The following is a 13,675-nucleotide window of genomic DNA, read 5'->3' as shown; positions in this document are numbered from 1 at the left end:
ACAGCCTCACCGCGTGCCCCGGGCCGGCCACGGGAATTCGACATGGACACCGCTCTCGACCAGGCGCTGCTGGTGTTCCGCGAGCGCGGCTTCCATGGCGCGTCGCTGGGCGAACTGGGAACGGCGATGAAGCTGACGGCGGGCAGCATCTACAAGGCATTCCCGGACAAGCGGGCGATTTTCATGGCCGCCTTCGACCGCTACACGGATCTGCGTACCACCAGGCTGCGGAAACTGCTCGATGCGGAACGGACGGGCCATGAAAAGCTGCGTGCCATGCTGGTTTTCTATGGAGATTCCTCGCATGGCGACGAAGGCCGGCGGGGCTGTCTGGTCGCCGGTGCGGCAGCCGAACTCGCCACCTTCGACAGGGAAATGGCCGACCGGGTGACGACCGCCCTCGACCGCGCCGAGGCATTGCTGCGAGAGCTCCTCAATCTCGGGCAATCCGACGGCACCCTTTCCCGGTCGCTCGACGCCGACGCCACCGCCCGCGCGCTGCTATGCCTGCTGCAGGGTTTCAGGATCGTCGGCAAGACCGGACGGACCCAGGCCGAGATGATGGCCGCCGCAGAGCAGGCGCTGCGGCTGCTGACCTGATTTTTTGCCTAATTAGGAAACAATTGCTTCCTAACTATCGTCTGCCTCTCGATCAAGGAACGCCCCATGACGCAAGAACAAAGGGAACCGTCGGCCCAGGCCGTCATCAGATCGATCGAAGCTTCGCCGGCCTCCCGGCCCGACCCGTGTCTATCCGGCTTCGAGCATCGCTTCGAAACCGTCGACGGCGTAAGGCTGCATTACGTCACCGGTGGAAAGGCCGATGGCGAGGTGGTGGTTCTGCTTGCCGGCTTTCCGGAAAGCTGGTTCGCCTGGCGCAAGGTCCTTCCCCTGCTCGCCCCGACCTACCGTGTCATCGCCCCCGATTTGCCCGGACAGGGCGATTCCGATCGTCCCGCCGACGGATATGACACCCGAACCCTCGCCGTCCTGGTGCATGGCCTGCTCGGCCGTCTCGGCATCGAACGCTACTTCCTGGCCGCCCACGATGTGGGAGCCTGGGTCGCCTATCCCCAGGCGGTGCTGTTCGAGGGGGCGGTCCGCCGCCTGGCCCTGCTGGATGCGGGCATTCCGGGCATCACCCTGCCGGACGCCCTGCCGTCCGCGCCGGATCGCGCCTGGCGGACCTGGCACTTCGCCTTCCATTCGATCCCCGACCTTCCGGAAATGTTGATCGCGGGACGGGAACGCGACTATCTGGACTGGTTCCTTCGCCGGAAGGCCGCCGATCCGGGGACATTCTCGGAGACCGACCTCGATGAATATCTGCGCGTCTTCAAGAAGGACGGCGGCCTGCGCGCCGGACTCGCCTATTATCGCGCCGCCGCCCTGTCGGCCCGGCAAAACCGCGACCTCCGCGCCAGGGGAAAGCTGAAGGTTCCCGTATTGGCCCTGGGATCCGATCAGGGATCCATTCCGGACATGGCAACACCGCTGCAACGCTTCGCCGAAGAGGTGCGCGGCGCCACGATCAAATCATGCGGACATTTCCTGCCGGAAGAACAACCCGCGGCGGTGGCCGGAGAATTGACGGCATTCTTCGTCTGATACCACGGCTGTCCGGCACGGATCGTGCGTCGCCTCTATTTGATTGGTGAGCACAACCCAAAACCGTCATTGCCGCCCGCCGGGCGCCGGGATGACATCCTCCGTGTCGCGGGCGCCTGAGGCCTGGAACCGCTCGAAGCGGTCCAGCGCCTCGTCGATCGCCGGCCGCAATCCGGCGCGATCCTCTCCGGTCCAGGTCCATTTTTGTATCAACAGCCGTCCCGCCCGGCGATCCATCTTGAGATCGACGACGGCGACGATCTCGTCGCCGGCCAGGACCGGCAGCGCGAAATAACCGAACAGGCGCCTGGCGGCCGGAACATAGGCTTCAAAACGGTGCTGGTAATTGAAGAACAGCTCCAGGCGTTTACGCTGAATGACCAGGGGATCGAAGGGCGACAGGATATGGACGAGCGGCGGCGTCTCGAAGCCCCCCTCCTCCAGCAGGGCGGGTTCGGCCCAATGCGCGGCTCTCTCCCGCCCGGCGAGATGGACCGGTATCAGCCGCCGGCGGCGGACCGCCGCCTCGATCGACGCCATGACCTGGGCCTTCGCCCTGCTATTGCCGTAGCAGATCGACTCCAGGCTGACGATGCCTTGCGACCGGATCGCCCGGCGCAGCAGATAGTCGGCGCATTGGGCGTCGGTCGCCGGCCGTGGACGGCGACGCCAGCCGAAATGGCGGGCCGACAGCTCATAGGTCTTCAGCATGCCCGATCGCCCGCTGATCGCCAGATCGCCGACGAAAAACCCCTTCCGCAACGCCTTCTTCGACGGCTTGCGGCTTTCCCAGGGATGGGTCTTCTCGACCAGCACGTCATCGTCGATGTCGCGGATGGACAGCGCCCCCTCCTCGCGGATGCGCCGCAGCAACGCGGCGTAGGCCCCGGCGTCGACCCCGGCGAACCATGCCAGGGGATTGGCCCGGAAACGATCCATGGCCGGCACGAAAAACCGGTAATCCGGCGTCGGCACATAGGCCAGGGCGTGGGTCCAATATTCAAAGACCGACCTGTCGACGGACTGGGCGCGTTGCAGATCGCCCCGCACATAGCCGGGAACGCGCGTATAGAGGATATGATGATGGCTGCGTTCGATCACGTTGATGGTGTCGATCTGCACATAGCCAAGATGTTCGACAGCCCGCGACACGGCCTCCGGCCCGTCCCCGAACGGCGCGAAAACATCCAGCCGCTGGGCCCGCAGCCATATGCTCCGGGCCTTTGCGGGAACGATCGGATAAGAGGTTGGCACCGTCATCGCATTCCGTTTTATCCCCCCCTCCCGAACCTACTCCGTCCATCGGTGCCGCGCCACGCGGATGGCACGTTGCGAAGGCGCGACGTCGGTGGCGAGGATGACCCCATCCCCCTTTCAGCCACCTCCGTCGCGCCTTACGCTCAAGCCCCCGCGGTCAGTTCAGCTCGTCATGTGTCTTCAGCAGCCATTCCTCACGGGCGATCCACGCTTCGAGAATCTTCACATGTTCCGCCTCTTCCCTGACGAACAGCTTCGCCATGGCGGCCACCTCCGGGTCGGAAGCGGTACCGGCCACGGTATAATAAAATTCATAGCCGCGCCGTTCGCCCTGAAGCGCCGCCTTCAGCGCGTCCAGATGAGTGAGGGACGGATCGCCCGCCCACAGTTCGGTGCGTTCGGGAGTGACATGATCGGGCCAAACAAGGTCGGACGGCATGAGATGGGTGACGTCGCGCGTTCCGATGCGTTTCTTGACCTCTTCGTAATGCAAACGGGAATAACCGGAAAGTTGCCGGAACAACTTGGCGACATCGAGATTGCCGTGTTTCTCCATCGCCGACCCCAGTTCCGCGAAATGATTGGCCGCCTCCTCCTCGACGCTGAGGGCAAAGGCGAGGAATTGCTCCACGCTTTCCATCTTGAGACGGCCCTTGAACGTCTTGGCGGCGGGGGTCAGATGCGGCCCCTGTGCGGGCAAGGTCCGATCGCCCTCGAAAGTGACCATGATATCTTCATTGCGCACGAAGCATTGGCACGCCAGCCGATGACGCGGCGGCATGTCATTGACCTCGGCGTTACGAATTTCCTCAGGGGTGATCTTGCCCAACTGCCGCAGGGATTCCTTTTCTTTTTCAGTCAGGGCGACGGCGTATTTGGTCATGGGGGATAGATGGATGACCTCCACCAGGCACGACCCGCATTCGCCGTCCTGACAATCGAAAGGAATGGGAATCTTGTGTTCTTTGGCGAGCGCGAGAATTGTCCCGCGATCACCTGCAACGGCATAGACGGTGACATCCTTTGCCATTACGGGTGAAGAAAAGGTCACATTGGCCATTGTTCACTCCGGTCATTGAGAGATTGATCGAGCCGCCAACGGAAAATCGGGCCTGGAACCGGATGATTTTTGACGGAATCACACAAACGGCACCGTCAAAAGTCTAAATCTCCCCCTAGGTCCGACCACCGGTAACGGCAGAGCAAACAATCAATTTGCCCATTCCCCCATTCAGCAAGGTCCATGCCAGAAGCGGAAAACAGCCGAAACGGCCGCCAACGCCCCCGCATCGATCCCATTTCGCCTGCGGGAATGAAGTCTTTCAGACAGACTGTCGCCTTCCGGCCATAACGCCCACCTTGCGTCAGGCGATCCTGGAAAAAACGCTCTCCGACGGGCTGGCGATGACGATCTTGCGGACCAGCAGTCCCTGTTCGGCGGCGATCTGCCCGCCGGCGGCCACCGCCGCTTCGCAGGCGGCGACATCGCCGGTCAGCAGGGCATAGCCCTTGCCGCCCAGCCCGAGGGCGATCCTGATATCCATCAGTTGGACATTGGCGGCCTTCACCGCGGCATCGGCGGCGGCGACGATCGAAACGGCGGAGAATGTCTCCAGGATGCCCAGCGACCGGCGCTTGACGGCCTCGCAGGTGCCGGTCAGGGCGCGCACCACGTCCTGATGAATGTTGGAAATGACGAACCAATCCACCAGGGTATCCGGATGTGCATTGCGACCGGCGGTGATCGACGAGACGACGGCGGCGACATCCCCGGTAACGGCGGCGACGAACTTGCCCGGGCAGATGGTCTTGAAGAACAGCGGATCGACCCGCGCGGCTTTCATCATCTGGTCCGATCCGTCGATGCCGGCGGCAATGCTGCTGTATTCCACCATTCCGACCGCTGCATGGGATTTAATCACGGGAACCACTCCTTAACTCTGGCAGGACGGCGATGACGCCGCCCGATCGTCCATCTTCAATCGGCGAACACCGGCAGCCCGATCATCGGGCGATGATGACCGCCTCGCCGACGCTCCTGACCGTACCGTCGATGGTCGCGTGCACGCGGGCACCGAGCGCATCGGGGGGAATTTCGCCCAGCAGATCGCCGCGATGAACGGTCTCGCCGGGGCCGACCACCGGTTTGGCCGGCGCCCCGATATGTTGGCGCAGCGGAATGCGGACCTCGGACGGGGTGATTTCTCCCAGATCGGCCATGGCCAGATCGACATAGGAGGCGATCCCGATCCTCGACGCCAGACGCGGCACCGGAACCCGCCGGTAGGTCCGCCAATCGGTCCGCGCCTCGTCGATCTCGCGACTGCCGTCATAGGAGATCTTTTTGGCCCTGAGCGCGGTCTTGACCGCCTGATTGATCCGCCGGGGCGAAAGTCCCATCGGACAGGAATAATGTTCGCAGACGCCGCAATCGCAGCACATCAGGGCGAGTTTACCGGTCTCGGACGACAATTCGGCGCCGGTGCCGAACGCCCGCATGACCCGATGGGTGTCGAACGGATGACCGAGCAACTGGCGGGGACAGAGATCACTGCACATCCGGCATTGGATGCAGGCGGCGGCGGCGCGAATGCGCAAATGATCGGACGATTGCGTCGCGTTGACATGCAGATAATGGCCGCGCGGCAGGACGATCAATCCGCCCGAGGTCTTGGTGACGACTTCCCGCTCGAAAGCCGCCGCATCATCGACCACGCGGCCCATCATCGGTCCGCCGATCACATAAATCGGATCGGCGATCCGCGCCCCTCCCGCCGCCGCCAGACAGGCGGCAAGCGGCGTGCCGATCGGCGCGCGGACGATACCGGGATTGCCCACCTCGCCGGTCACGGTCAGGATCTTGTCCATCAGCGGCTGACCATCCATCGCATGGGAGACGGAAACCAGGGTTCCGACATTGGCGACGACGGCCCCCACCTGCAGCGGCAATCCCAAGGGCGGGACCGAGCGTCCCGTCACCTCGCGCACCAGAACCTGCTCGTCGCCGGCCGGATAGAAATTGTCCAGCAGGGCCACTTCCAGAGGGCGCGAGCCGATGGCCGCCGTCAGGATCCCGGTCGCCTCGACATATTTCCGCTTCAGGGCGATGACGCCCCGTTTGGCCCCGGCCGCCTCCTTCAGCCAGTCCAGGGCCCGCACGATCCGCTCGGCGTGATGCAGCATATGGTGCTGATCGGTGTGCAGCAACGGCTCGCACTCGCAACCGTTGGCAATGACCGTTTCGGCCTCGGCGGCATATTTGACATGGGCGGGAAACCCCGCGCCCCCCTCGCCAACGATGCCGGCGGCCTTAACCGCCGCCAGAAACGCCTGTTTATCCATGACTTGGCCTCGCTGTCCCCGTCCCCTCTAGATGAAACAGTGGCACCGGCGTCCCTGCCGGTGTTCCGGCAGGAGCCGGAAAAGGTCCGCCTGTCGGCGGATCACCGGCAGGGACGCCGGTGCCACTGAAGGATTGCTTCGTCTTTGGCTCGCGAATGACACACTTTTCTCCACCGAAAAACAAAGATGCGTGAATGCCGTGGCCCCTTGAGTGAAGGGGGGTGATTTTTCTTATCCGCCCGCAACCGTCATTTCCGGTCAGCGGACATCGAGCGCTTCGACCATCACGCATTTTCTTCGGCGGGCGAACGTCCTGGCCGAAGTCAGCCCCTCGCCGGTGGGACCGGCGATGGTGAAGGTGGCATAGCCTTCCCCGCCGGCGCCGATGCCGGCATAGGACGGTCCGTTTTTGACGAAGATCGTCGTCTGGATCAGCTTGGCCATCTTGGTCAGTTTGCAGACATTGGTCGAATGCATGATCGCCGTGTGACGGTTGCCGTGTTCGACCTCGATGGCCACGGCGATCGCCTCGTCGACGTCGGCCACCCTGACCAGCGGCAGGATCGGCATCATCAGTTCCTCCTGCACGAAGGGATGTTCCTTCGGCAGTTCCATCAGGATCACCTTGGCGCAATCGGGGGCGGTGATGCCGATCTGGCCCAACAGCCATTTGGCGCTTTTGCCGACGCACGACGTCTGCGGTCCGCCCTTGTCGGTGAGAACCAGCTTTTCCAGTTTGCGAATCACCGCCTGATCGGTCAGTTCATAGGCGCCGTTCTTCTTCATCTCGGCAATCAGCCGATCGGCGATCCCCGCCACCGCGACGATCTCCTTTTCGGCGATGCAGGGAAGATTGTTGTCGAAACTGCAACCGTTGACGATGTCGCAGGCGGCCTTTCCGATATCCGCCGTCTCGTCGACGACGACCGGCGGATTGCCGGCGCCGGCGCCGATGGCCTTCTTGCCGGTCGACATCACCGCCTTGACGATGGCGGGACCACCGGTGGCGACCAGCATGCGGATCTTCGGATGCGCCATCAGGACATTGGTGTTGTCGATCGAAGGCTTGCTCACCGTGACCACCAGATTTGCCGGAGCCCCCAGGCAAGCCAGCTTGCGGTTGATCAGCCGCACGGTCAGCAGCGACACCTCGGTGGCGCGGGGATGGGGACTGAACACCACGCTGTTGCCGGCGGCCAGCATGCCGATGGAATTGCAGATGATGGTTTCCGTCGGATTGGTCGTCGGCGTGATGGCGCCAATGACCCCGAAGGGGGAAAATTCGACCAGCGTCAACCCGGCGTCGCCACTCAGCGCCTCGGTGACCAGATCCTCGGTCCCGGGCGTTTTCTCGGCGGCAAGGCGGTTCTTGATCAGCTTGTGTTCATAAAAGCCCATACCGGTCTCGTCGACCGACAGCCGGGAAATCCGCTCCAGATTGTCCTGCTGCAGGATCACCTCGCGGATGCCTTCGACGAAACGCCGGCGATCGGCCATCGTGCACAGCAGATAGTCCCGTTGCGCGACAACGGCCGCCTCGACGGCGTCGTCCATGTTATCGAAGATCCCCTCGCCCGCGGCCGGCGCCGCCCCGGTCGAGCAGGCCGCGGGCACGCCCGCGCCGCTGGCGAAATCCTTCAGCACCTGGGCCACCACCTCGGCGATCAATCCGTCATCCATCACGTTTATCCTCCCTCGGGGTTTCGAGGCCCCTTGAACTCTTGCCATGCCGGCCGCGAAAGCCTTCCGAGACCTTCGCGCGCCCTCGGATTTCCAACTCAGCGTTTGCGGATGCGGACCAGGTCGTCGTTCTTCAGACCGAACGCGTTGGCCTCCTCCACATCGACATGCATCTCGTAAGCGGACGCATCCGCCACCCGGACCACCACGCCACCCATGACGCCGCCACGGGCGCCACCGATCTCGACGTCGACCGCCTCGCCATTCCTGAGGCCGAGTTGCGCGGCGGTTTCCGGCAGCATATGGATGTGGCGCAGGGCGACGATCGTCCCATAGCCCCGCTGCACGCTGCCATGCGGCCCGACGATCTCGATGCCCGGCGACCCGTCGAGTTGTCCGGACATCCGCAACGGCGGCGCGATGCCCAGGGTGTAACCGTCGGCCACCGAGACCTCGACCTGCGTGTCGCGACGCAACGGCCCCAGCACCCGGACCTTGCGCAATTCGCCTTTCGGCCCCCGGATCGTCACCGTTTCCTCGGCGGCGAACTGTCCGGGCTGCTTCATGGCCTTCTTCCGGTGCAGCTCGGACCCCGGCCCGAACAAGCTGTCCATATCCGCCCGCGACAGATGGACATGACGGTTGGAAACGCCGACCGACGTCTGAAAAGGATCGCGCGGGGACGGCGAAACGGATGGTGGCGGCAATCCGGCCTGACAGGATTTCCGGCCAAATCCTTGGGCCAGAACGTCACGAACGATCCGTTCAATTATTTCTTGCGTAACTTCCATTGGTCGCCGCCTTCATCTCAACACCTCTCCCGGGAGCCGCCGACAGGTCCCGGGATTCGTCCTCGCTCGTCATCGGATAAAGATCCCTAGTCCAGATGCGGCAGGATCTTTTCCACATCCGCGTGGGGACGCGGAATGATATGACTGGACACCACCGCACCGACCTTTTCCGCGGCGGCGGCCCCGGCGTCGACGGCGGCCTTGACGGCGCCGACATCGCCGCGAACCATCGTCGTGACCAGGCCGGAGCCGATTTTTTCGTAGCCGATCAAGGTCACGTTCGCCGACTTGGTCATCGCATCCGCCGCCTCGATCGAGCCGACGAGTCCCTTGGTCTCCACCATTCCCAAAGCTTCACTGCTCATTACCGCTCTCCTCATTCAGGCTTTCCCGCCTGGCTTGTGAAACACCTGAGATCCCGCCGACGGCCGGATCAATGAAATGCCGTCCTTTAGGACTCGGCCGTCTTGCGCACCGCGCCGACCGTATCCTTGTTGACCACCATGCCTTCGATCCCCGCCGCCGGCCGGGCGATGACCTTGGTCGAAACCACGCGATTGACCTTGCCGGCAGCAGTCGCCGCGGCGGCGACCGCGGCACTGACGGCCCCCACGTCGCCCTGGATCTTGACGACCGTCATGCCACCGCCCTTGGTCAGTTCGTAACCGACCAGCGTGACATTGGCGGACTTGACCGCCGCATCCGCCGCTTCGATGGCGGCGACCAAGCCGATCGTCTCGATCAAGCCAAGACTAAGATGCCCCATGACCTCTCCTTATCCCCGTTATCCGTCAGAGCGCTTCCAGAAACAGATCCATCACCTGCCGGTCGGTCATCGCCACTGGATTGCCGGGAGCGCACGGATCCTGCTGCGCTTTCTTGACGAAAAGCGGCAGATCGTCCCTGGTCACGCCCAGCTCGCTGAATCCCTTGGGAATTCCCACCGTCACCGACAGGGCGCGGATCGCGTCGATCGCCGCGACCGAAGCCTGTTCGTCGCTCATCCCCGTGGTTTCGACCCCCATCGCCCGGGCGATCCTGGCGAAACGCTTGACCGCATGAGGACGATTGAAGCTTTCCACCAGCGGCATCAGGATGGCGTTGCAGACGCCATGCGGCAGATTTTTGACGGCGCCCGGTTGATGCGCCATCGCATGCACCATTCCCAGTCCGGCGCTGTTGAAGGCCAGCCCCGCGATGAACTGTCCATAGGCCATCATTTCGCGGGCTTCGAGATCGCTGCCGTCGGCGACGGCGCGCGGCAGATAGGTCGAGATCAAACGAATCGCCTCAAGCGCCGAATGGTCGGTCAGGACATGGGCGCCTTTCGAGACATAGGCCTCGACGGCATGGGTAAGCGCGTCCATGCCCGTCGCCGCTGTGGTCGGCGCGGGCAGCTTGAGCATCATCTCCGGATCGTTGACCGAGATATCGGGAATGATGTTGGCGTCGATGATCACCATCTTCACCATGTTGTCGGTATCGGTGATCACCGCGTTCGAGGTGACTTCGGCGGCGGTTCCCGCAGTGGTGTTGACGGCGATCAGAAAGGCGCCCTCGCGGCTGACCTTGCCGACCCCGTTGTAGAGCGTGATCGGTTTCGGATTGGCCGACAGGATCCGCACCGCCTTGGCGGTATCGATCGGACTGCCGCCACCGACGCCGACGATCGCGTCGCAATCGCCGTCCCCGAAGGCCTCGAAGGCCTGATCGACGATGCCGACCGTCGGATTGGGCTCGACGCCATCGAACAGCGTCGGATGCAACCCCCGGGCGGCCATTCCTTCAAGAAGCGGTTGGACCAGCCCGGCCTTGACGAGGACGGCATCGGTCACCACCAAAGGCCTTTTGTAGCCGCGCGAGACCAGTTCCGCCGGCACCTCGGCAAGACAGCCGGCGCCGCTCAGATTGATTTTCGGAAAGCAAAGGCGAAATGTCATGATCCTTGTCCTTCAGGCTTGATCCGGTATTCGATTGGGACGGGTCAAACGCTCTCCCAGGAATTGCGGCGTCCCTTCGCGGGGACGCCGCAACCCTCGCTTAAAAAATTCCCGTCGCTTTGCAGACGATGGCGCCCAGGACGCCGCCGATCAGCGGCGCCACCACCGGTACTGCGGCATAGCCCCAGTCGGAATCGCCCTTGCCCGCGATAGGAAGAAGTTGATGGGCGATGCGCGGCCCAAGGTCTCGGGCGGGGTTGATCGCATAACCCGTCGGCCCGCCAAGCGCCAGGCCGAGCGCCCAGACCAGCATGCCCCACAGATAGGGACCGAAGCCCGCCGGCAGACCGCTGGCCGCCACGCCCTTGGATCCGATGGCGAAGCCGGCGATGATCAGGAACATCGTGCCGATCACCTCGGTCAGGGCATTGCGCGGAATGTTGCGGATCGCCGGCCCGGTGCAGAAGACGGCCAGTTTCAGCCCCTGATCCGCCGTTTCACCCCAGTGTGACAGAAAGATCAGCCAGACCAGGACGGCGCCGCAGAAGGCGCCGACCATTTGCGCGGCGATGAAGGGCACGACGTTGGAATAGTCGCCGCTGCCGATCGCCAGGGCCAGGGTCACCGCCGGATTGAGGTGGGCGACACCGCCGACGGCCAGGCTGGTGAGGACGCCGAAAAGCACGGCCATTCCCCATCCTGTGGTAATGACGATCCAGCCGCTGTTTTCGGCTTTCGATTTGGCGAGAAGAACGTTGGCCACCGTCGAATCGCCGAGGCCGATCAGCACCATGGTTCCGAAAAATTCACCAAAGATCTGCGCATTCATAGTCCAGTCCCCTCTCTACACATATTCGGAAGCTTCGCTGTCGGGCCGCCTCATCCGGTGACATGGAAAACGCGGCCCGCGGAGCATTCCTTAGGGCCTTGGTAAGTTTCAGAAAGCGACCTTGAAGCGGAAGCCGGCGACGAGCGCGTCGTCGCTTCCGTTGTTGAGCCCTCCGACGTTGAAGTAGTACTGGGCGACCGGCTGCACGTAGAGCCACGGCGTCAGTTGAGCCAGATAGTTGATTTCAAAGGCCTTCTCGTCGGAAAGCGTGGCGACGTTGGTCCGCTTCAGATAATCGTTGTACTTGTCGCCGATCATCGAATAGACGAGACCGACGGACAGGATATCGAGCGGCCGGCTGGCCGCCGGACCGTTGTAGGAGGCGCCGAAGGTGAACTCGGTCGGAACCTGGCTCTTCTTGTCCGGGCCGCTGTTGACGCCGAAGGTCAGATCGATACCGCGATTGCTGCCCGGGGCGAGGCGGAAGACCGCCTGATTGGCCAGCAGATAGGCAGTGTAGTTAGCGGACGAGGTCTGCAAGGCGCCACTGACCAGCGGCTTCTGGTAATCGACGAATTTGCCGGAGTTGTAGATCAACCCGACCTTGACGATACCGGGATAGCTTTTCCGCGTTGCCGGCGCCTTGGGATCGGTATTGTAGCCGACCTCGACATTCCAGGTTCCCGTGCGGTCGAGCCCCCCACTCTGCTTTTTGTAGCCGAAGCCGTCATCGTCGTAGTTGCGCGGCATGAAATAGCCGCCGGCGATGAAGATGTTGTCGGTCGGAGCAACCTTGATTCTCGCCCCAGGACCGGTAAGGGGATCGGCGGAAGCGCGGACGTTGCCCAAATTGCCGAACGCGTAATCCAGGGGCTCCATCACGAAGTTGTTGCCCATCTCCTGGAGGCCGAAGAAGTCCTGCGATGCCATCTGCCCGGCGGTCACGGTGAGCACGCCGTCGAACATCGCCTGCTGCAGCCACATCGAATCGAGACGGGTGGTGTGAATGCTGACCAGGCCGCTCGGATTGGCGATGCTGCCGATCTTGCCGCCCATATCCTGACCGGTTTGCCACAGGCCGGTGGCGTGATAGGTCAGGCCGTCCAGCGAGGTGAACTTGCTGAAATCGATGTCGACGGTGGCGCGGACGCGGCTCCAGGTATCGAACTTGCTCTTGGCCGCCTTCGGATGGACCGGATCACCCAGCGCATCCATGATGTAGAACGCATCGAACTTGACGCCGTTCTTCTCCAGGTTGTCGCGCCCCGGCCCCCAGTTCAGCAGGTATTTCTGGGTCAGGAAACTGGTCGACCAGGACGAACCGCCCTGCGTGTCCGCCGCGCGCGCCGGTGCCGACGCATCGCTGTTTTGGGCCATGACAATGGGCTTGGCCGCATCGGCCTGATCGTCGGACGCGGCAAGAGCCGGACCGGAAAACGACGCCACCCCGAAAAGCACCCCGGAAAGAACTCCGATCGCCCTTTTATTTACAGGAAAATGAATAATACCGCGAGATAACCCCATCGTATCCTCCATCATGTTTATTGATGTTTTTATTGTTACGAAAAGATCTCGAACAAACCCATGCAGACAAGAATAACTCCCGATATTTTTGCTGCATTCTTACTGAACCAGAACGCCCTGAACTGAACTCCCGCGCCAACCCCCATCCAAATAGCAACAACACTCAATAAGATAACAAATAGAGTAGTGATAAAAACATCAAGCCCAGCCATGCCAGCAGCGACACCATTTGCAATATTGTTAAAAACAAGCGTCACAGATAAAATGATTGATTCGAATAAATCAATGTGCCCAGACTCATCATCGTCCGCCAACACGGGATCGCGAATAACATTCGAAACTTTTTTAAAAATGAGAAATTCTTTCACAAAATTAATTGAAGAAATCCACTCCACAATTTTTTTACAGTAGATCACTTCATTTTTCTGAGAAAAAGCCACGACACCAAGAAATATAAACAACACTCCCGAAATGATAGAGGCATACCCCGCACCAACAAATTCACCGATACGCCTTCCAAAAATCATTGATGCCATCGTCCCCGCGCCAGTAACCATTGCTATAAATATATTTGAATATACAGGTATCTTAATACCCCTTATTCCATACGAAACACCAACAAAAATATTATCTATATTGCTAGAAAGCGAAACAAGAACAGAGGATATTACTGGAAAATAGGTCATTTATTTAAAATATTCCCC

Annotated in this window: 14 protein-coding genes; 2 read left to right on the top strand and 12 right to left on the bottom strand. The window is 61.8% G+C overall.

The window, feature by feature from the left end:
* The first annotated feature begins 42 nt into the window (after positions 1 to 42).
* Positions 43 to 600, top strand: coding sequence for a TetR/AcrR family transcriptional regulator (locus tag CWS72_RS13445; protein WP_101251127.1), 558 nt, complete (start codon positions 43 to 45; stop codon positions 598 to 600).
* 66 nt (positions 601 to 666) lie between these two features.
* Complete coding sequence (locus CWS72_RS13440) at positions 667 to 1,608, top strand: alpha/beta fold hydrolase (RefSeq protein WP_101251126.1); 942 nt, start codon at positions 667 to 669, stop codon at positions 1,606 to 1,608.
* A gap of 66 nt (positions 1,609 to 1,674) precedes the next feature.
* Here the strand turns inward: CWS72_RS13440 and CWS72_RS13435 are convergent, their stop codons facing one another.
* The 12 genes from CWS72_RS13435 to CWS72_RS13380 form a co-directional block, all read right to left on the bottom strand.
* Positions 1,675 to 2,868 (bottom strand): winged helix-turn-helix domain-containing protein, encoded by a 1,194-nt coding sequence (locus CWS72_RS13435; RefSeq protein ID WP_101251125.1) that lies wholly within the window; start codon positions 2,866 to 2,868, stop codon positions 1,675 to 1,677.
* A 154-nt stretch (positions 2,869 to 3,022) separates the two neighbouring features.
* Positions 3,023 to 3,925, bottom strand: coding sequence for a 2Fe-2S iron-sulfur cluster-binding protein (locus CWS72_RS28615; RefSeq protein ID WP_101251124.1), 903 nt, complete (start codon positions 3,923 to 3,925; stop codon positions 3,023 to 3,025).
* Between the two features lie 304 nt (positions 3,926 to 4,229).
* The gene (locus CWS72_RS13425) at positions 4,230 to 4,787 is read right to left on the bottom strand and encodes a BMC domain-containing protein (RefSeq protein ID WP_101251161.1); all 558 of its coding nucleotides are present in this window, start codon (positions 4,785 to 4,787) and stop codon (positions 4,230 to 4,232) included.
* Positions 4,788 to 4,869: 82 nt separating this feature from the next.
* Positions 4,870 to 6,207, bottom strand: a complete 1,338-nt coding sequence (locus CWS72_RS13420; RefSeq protein WP_101251123.1) for a 4Fe-4S dicluster domain-containing protein — start codon at positions 6,205 to 6,207, stop codon at positions 4,870 to 4,872.
* A 258-nt stretch (positions 6,208 to 6,465) separates the two neighbouring features.
* Positions 6,466 to 7,887: an aldehyde dehydrogenase family protein gene (locus CWS72_RS13415; RefSeq protein WP_274540600.1), complete on the bottom strand. Its 1,422-nt coding sequence runs from the start codon at positions 7,885 to 7,887 to the stop codon at positions 6,466 to 6,468.
* Between the two features lie 98 nt (positions 7,888 to 7,985).
* Positions 7,986 to 8,678: a phosphate propanoyltransferase gene (gene pduL / locus CWS72_RS13410; protein WP_101251121.1), complete on the bottom strand. Its 693-nt coding sequence runs from the start codon at positions 8,676 to 8,678 to the stop codon at positions 7,986 to 7,988.
* 86 nt (positions 8,679 to 8,764) lie between these two features.
* On the bottom strand, positions 8,765 to 9,043 hold the full coding sequence (locus tag CWS72_RS13405; RefSeq protein WP_101251120.1) for a BMC domain-containing protein: 279 nt from the start codon (positions 9,041 to 9,043) through the stop codon (positions 8,765 to 8,767).
* Between the two features lie 86 nt (positions 9,044 to 9,129).
* Positions 9,130 to 9,444: a BMC domain-containing protein gene (locus tag CWS72_RS13400; RefSeq protein ID WP_101251119.1), complete on the bottom strand. Its 315-nt coding sequence runs from the start codon at positions 9,442 to 9,444 to the stop codon at positions 9,130 to 9,132.
* Positions 9,445 to 9,469: 25 nt separating this feature from the next.
* A complete protein-coding gene (locus tag CWS72_RS13395) occupies positions 9,470 to 10,618 on the bottom strand; it encodes an iron-containing alcohol dehydrogenase (protein ID WP_101251118.1) in 1,149 nt (382 codons plus the stop codon).
* 100 nt (positions 10,619 to 10,718) lie between these two features.
* Positions 10,719 to 11,447 carry an MIP/aquaporin family protein gene (locus CWS72_RS13390; protein WP_101251117.1) on the bottom strand — a complete coding sequence of 243 codons (729 nt, stop codon included), beginning with the start codon at positions 11,445 to 11,447 and terminating at the stop codon, positions 10,719 to 10,721.
* Positions 11,448 to 11,555: 108 nt separating this feature from the next.
* Positions 11,556 to 12,893, bottom strand: a complete 1,338-nt coding sequence (locus CWS72_RS13385; RefSeq protein ID WP_158240645.1) for a carbohydrate porin — start codon at positions 12,891 to 12,893, stop codon at positions 11,556 to 11,558.
* A gap of 113 nt (positions 12,894 to 13,006) precedes the next feature.
* Positions 13,007 to 13,657, bottom strand: a complete 651-nt coding sequence (locus CWS72_RS13380; protein WP_146002740.1) for a manganese efflux pump — start codon at positions 13,655 to 13,657, stop codon at positions 13,007 to 13,009.
* Positions 13,658 to 13,675 lie beyond the last annotated feature (18 nt).

Origin of the sequence: Telmatospirillum siberiense (genome assembly GCF_002845745.1) — a bacterium.
Lineage (GTDB): Bacteria > Pseudomonadota > Alphaproteobacteria > Rhodospirillales > Magnetospirillaceae > Telmatospirillum > Telmatospirillum siberiense.
This window is presented reverse-complemented; position numbering and strand designations above follow the sequence as displayed.

Excerpts from the sequence above, each read along its gene's own strand:
- CWS72_RS13405 (WP_101251120.1), bottom strand. The coding sequence starts at position 9,043 with ATGAGCAGTGAAGCTTTGGGAATGGTGGAGACCAAGGGACTCGTCGGC.
- CWS72_RS13445 (WP_101251127.1), top strand. The coding sequence starts at position 43 with ATGGACACCGCTCTCGACCAGGCGCTGCTGGTGTTCCGCGAGCGCGGC.
- pduL (WP_101251121.1), bottom strand. The coding sequence starts at position 8,678 with ATGGAAGTTACGCAAGAAATAATTGAACGGATCGTTCGTGACGTTCTG.
- CWS72_RS13395 (WP_101251118.1), bottom strand. The coding sequence starts at position 10,618 with ATGACATTTCGCCTTTGCTTTCCGAAAATCAATCTGAGCGGCGCCGGC.
- CWS72_RS13390 (WP_101251117.1), bottom strand. The coding sequence starts at position 11,447 with ATGAATGCGCAGATCTTTGGTGAATTTTTCGGAACCATGGTGCTGATC.
- CWS72_RS13435 (WP_101251125.1), bottom strand. The coding sequence starts at position 2,868 with ATGACGGTGCCAACCTCTTATCCGATCGTTCCCGCAAAGGCCCGGAGC.
- CWS72_RS13400 (WP_101251119.1), bottom strand. The coding sequence starts at position 9,444 with ATGGGGCATCTTAGTCTTGGCTTGATCGAGACGATCGGCTTGGTCGCC.
- CWS72_RS13440 (WP_101251126.1), top strand. The coding sequence starts at position 667 with ATGACGCAAGAACAAAGGGAACCGTCGGCCCAGGCCGTCATCAGATCG.
- CWS72_RS13380 (WP_146002740.1), bottom strand. The coding sequence starts at position 13,657 with ATGACCTATTTTCCAGTAATATCCTCTGTTCTTGTTTCGCTTTCTAGC.
- CWS72_RS13420 (WP_101251123.1), bottom strand. The coding sequence starts at position 6,207 with ATGGATAAACAGGCGTTTCTGGCGGCGGTTAAGGCCGCCGGCATCGTT.
- CWS72_RS13415 (WP_274540600.1), bottom strand. The coding sequence starts at position 7,887 with ATGGATGACGGATTGATCGCCGAGGTGGTGGCCCAGGTGCTGAAGGAT.
- CWS72_RS28615 (WP_101251124.1), bottom strand. The coding sequence starts at position 3,925 with ATGGCCAATGTGACCTTTTCTTCACCCGTAATGGCAAAGGATGTCACC.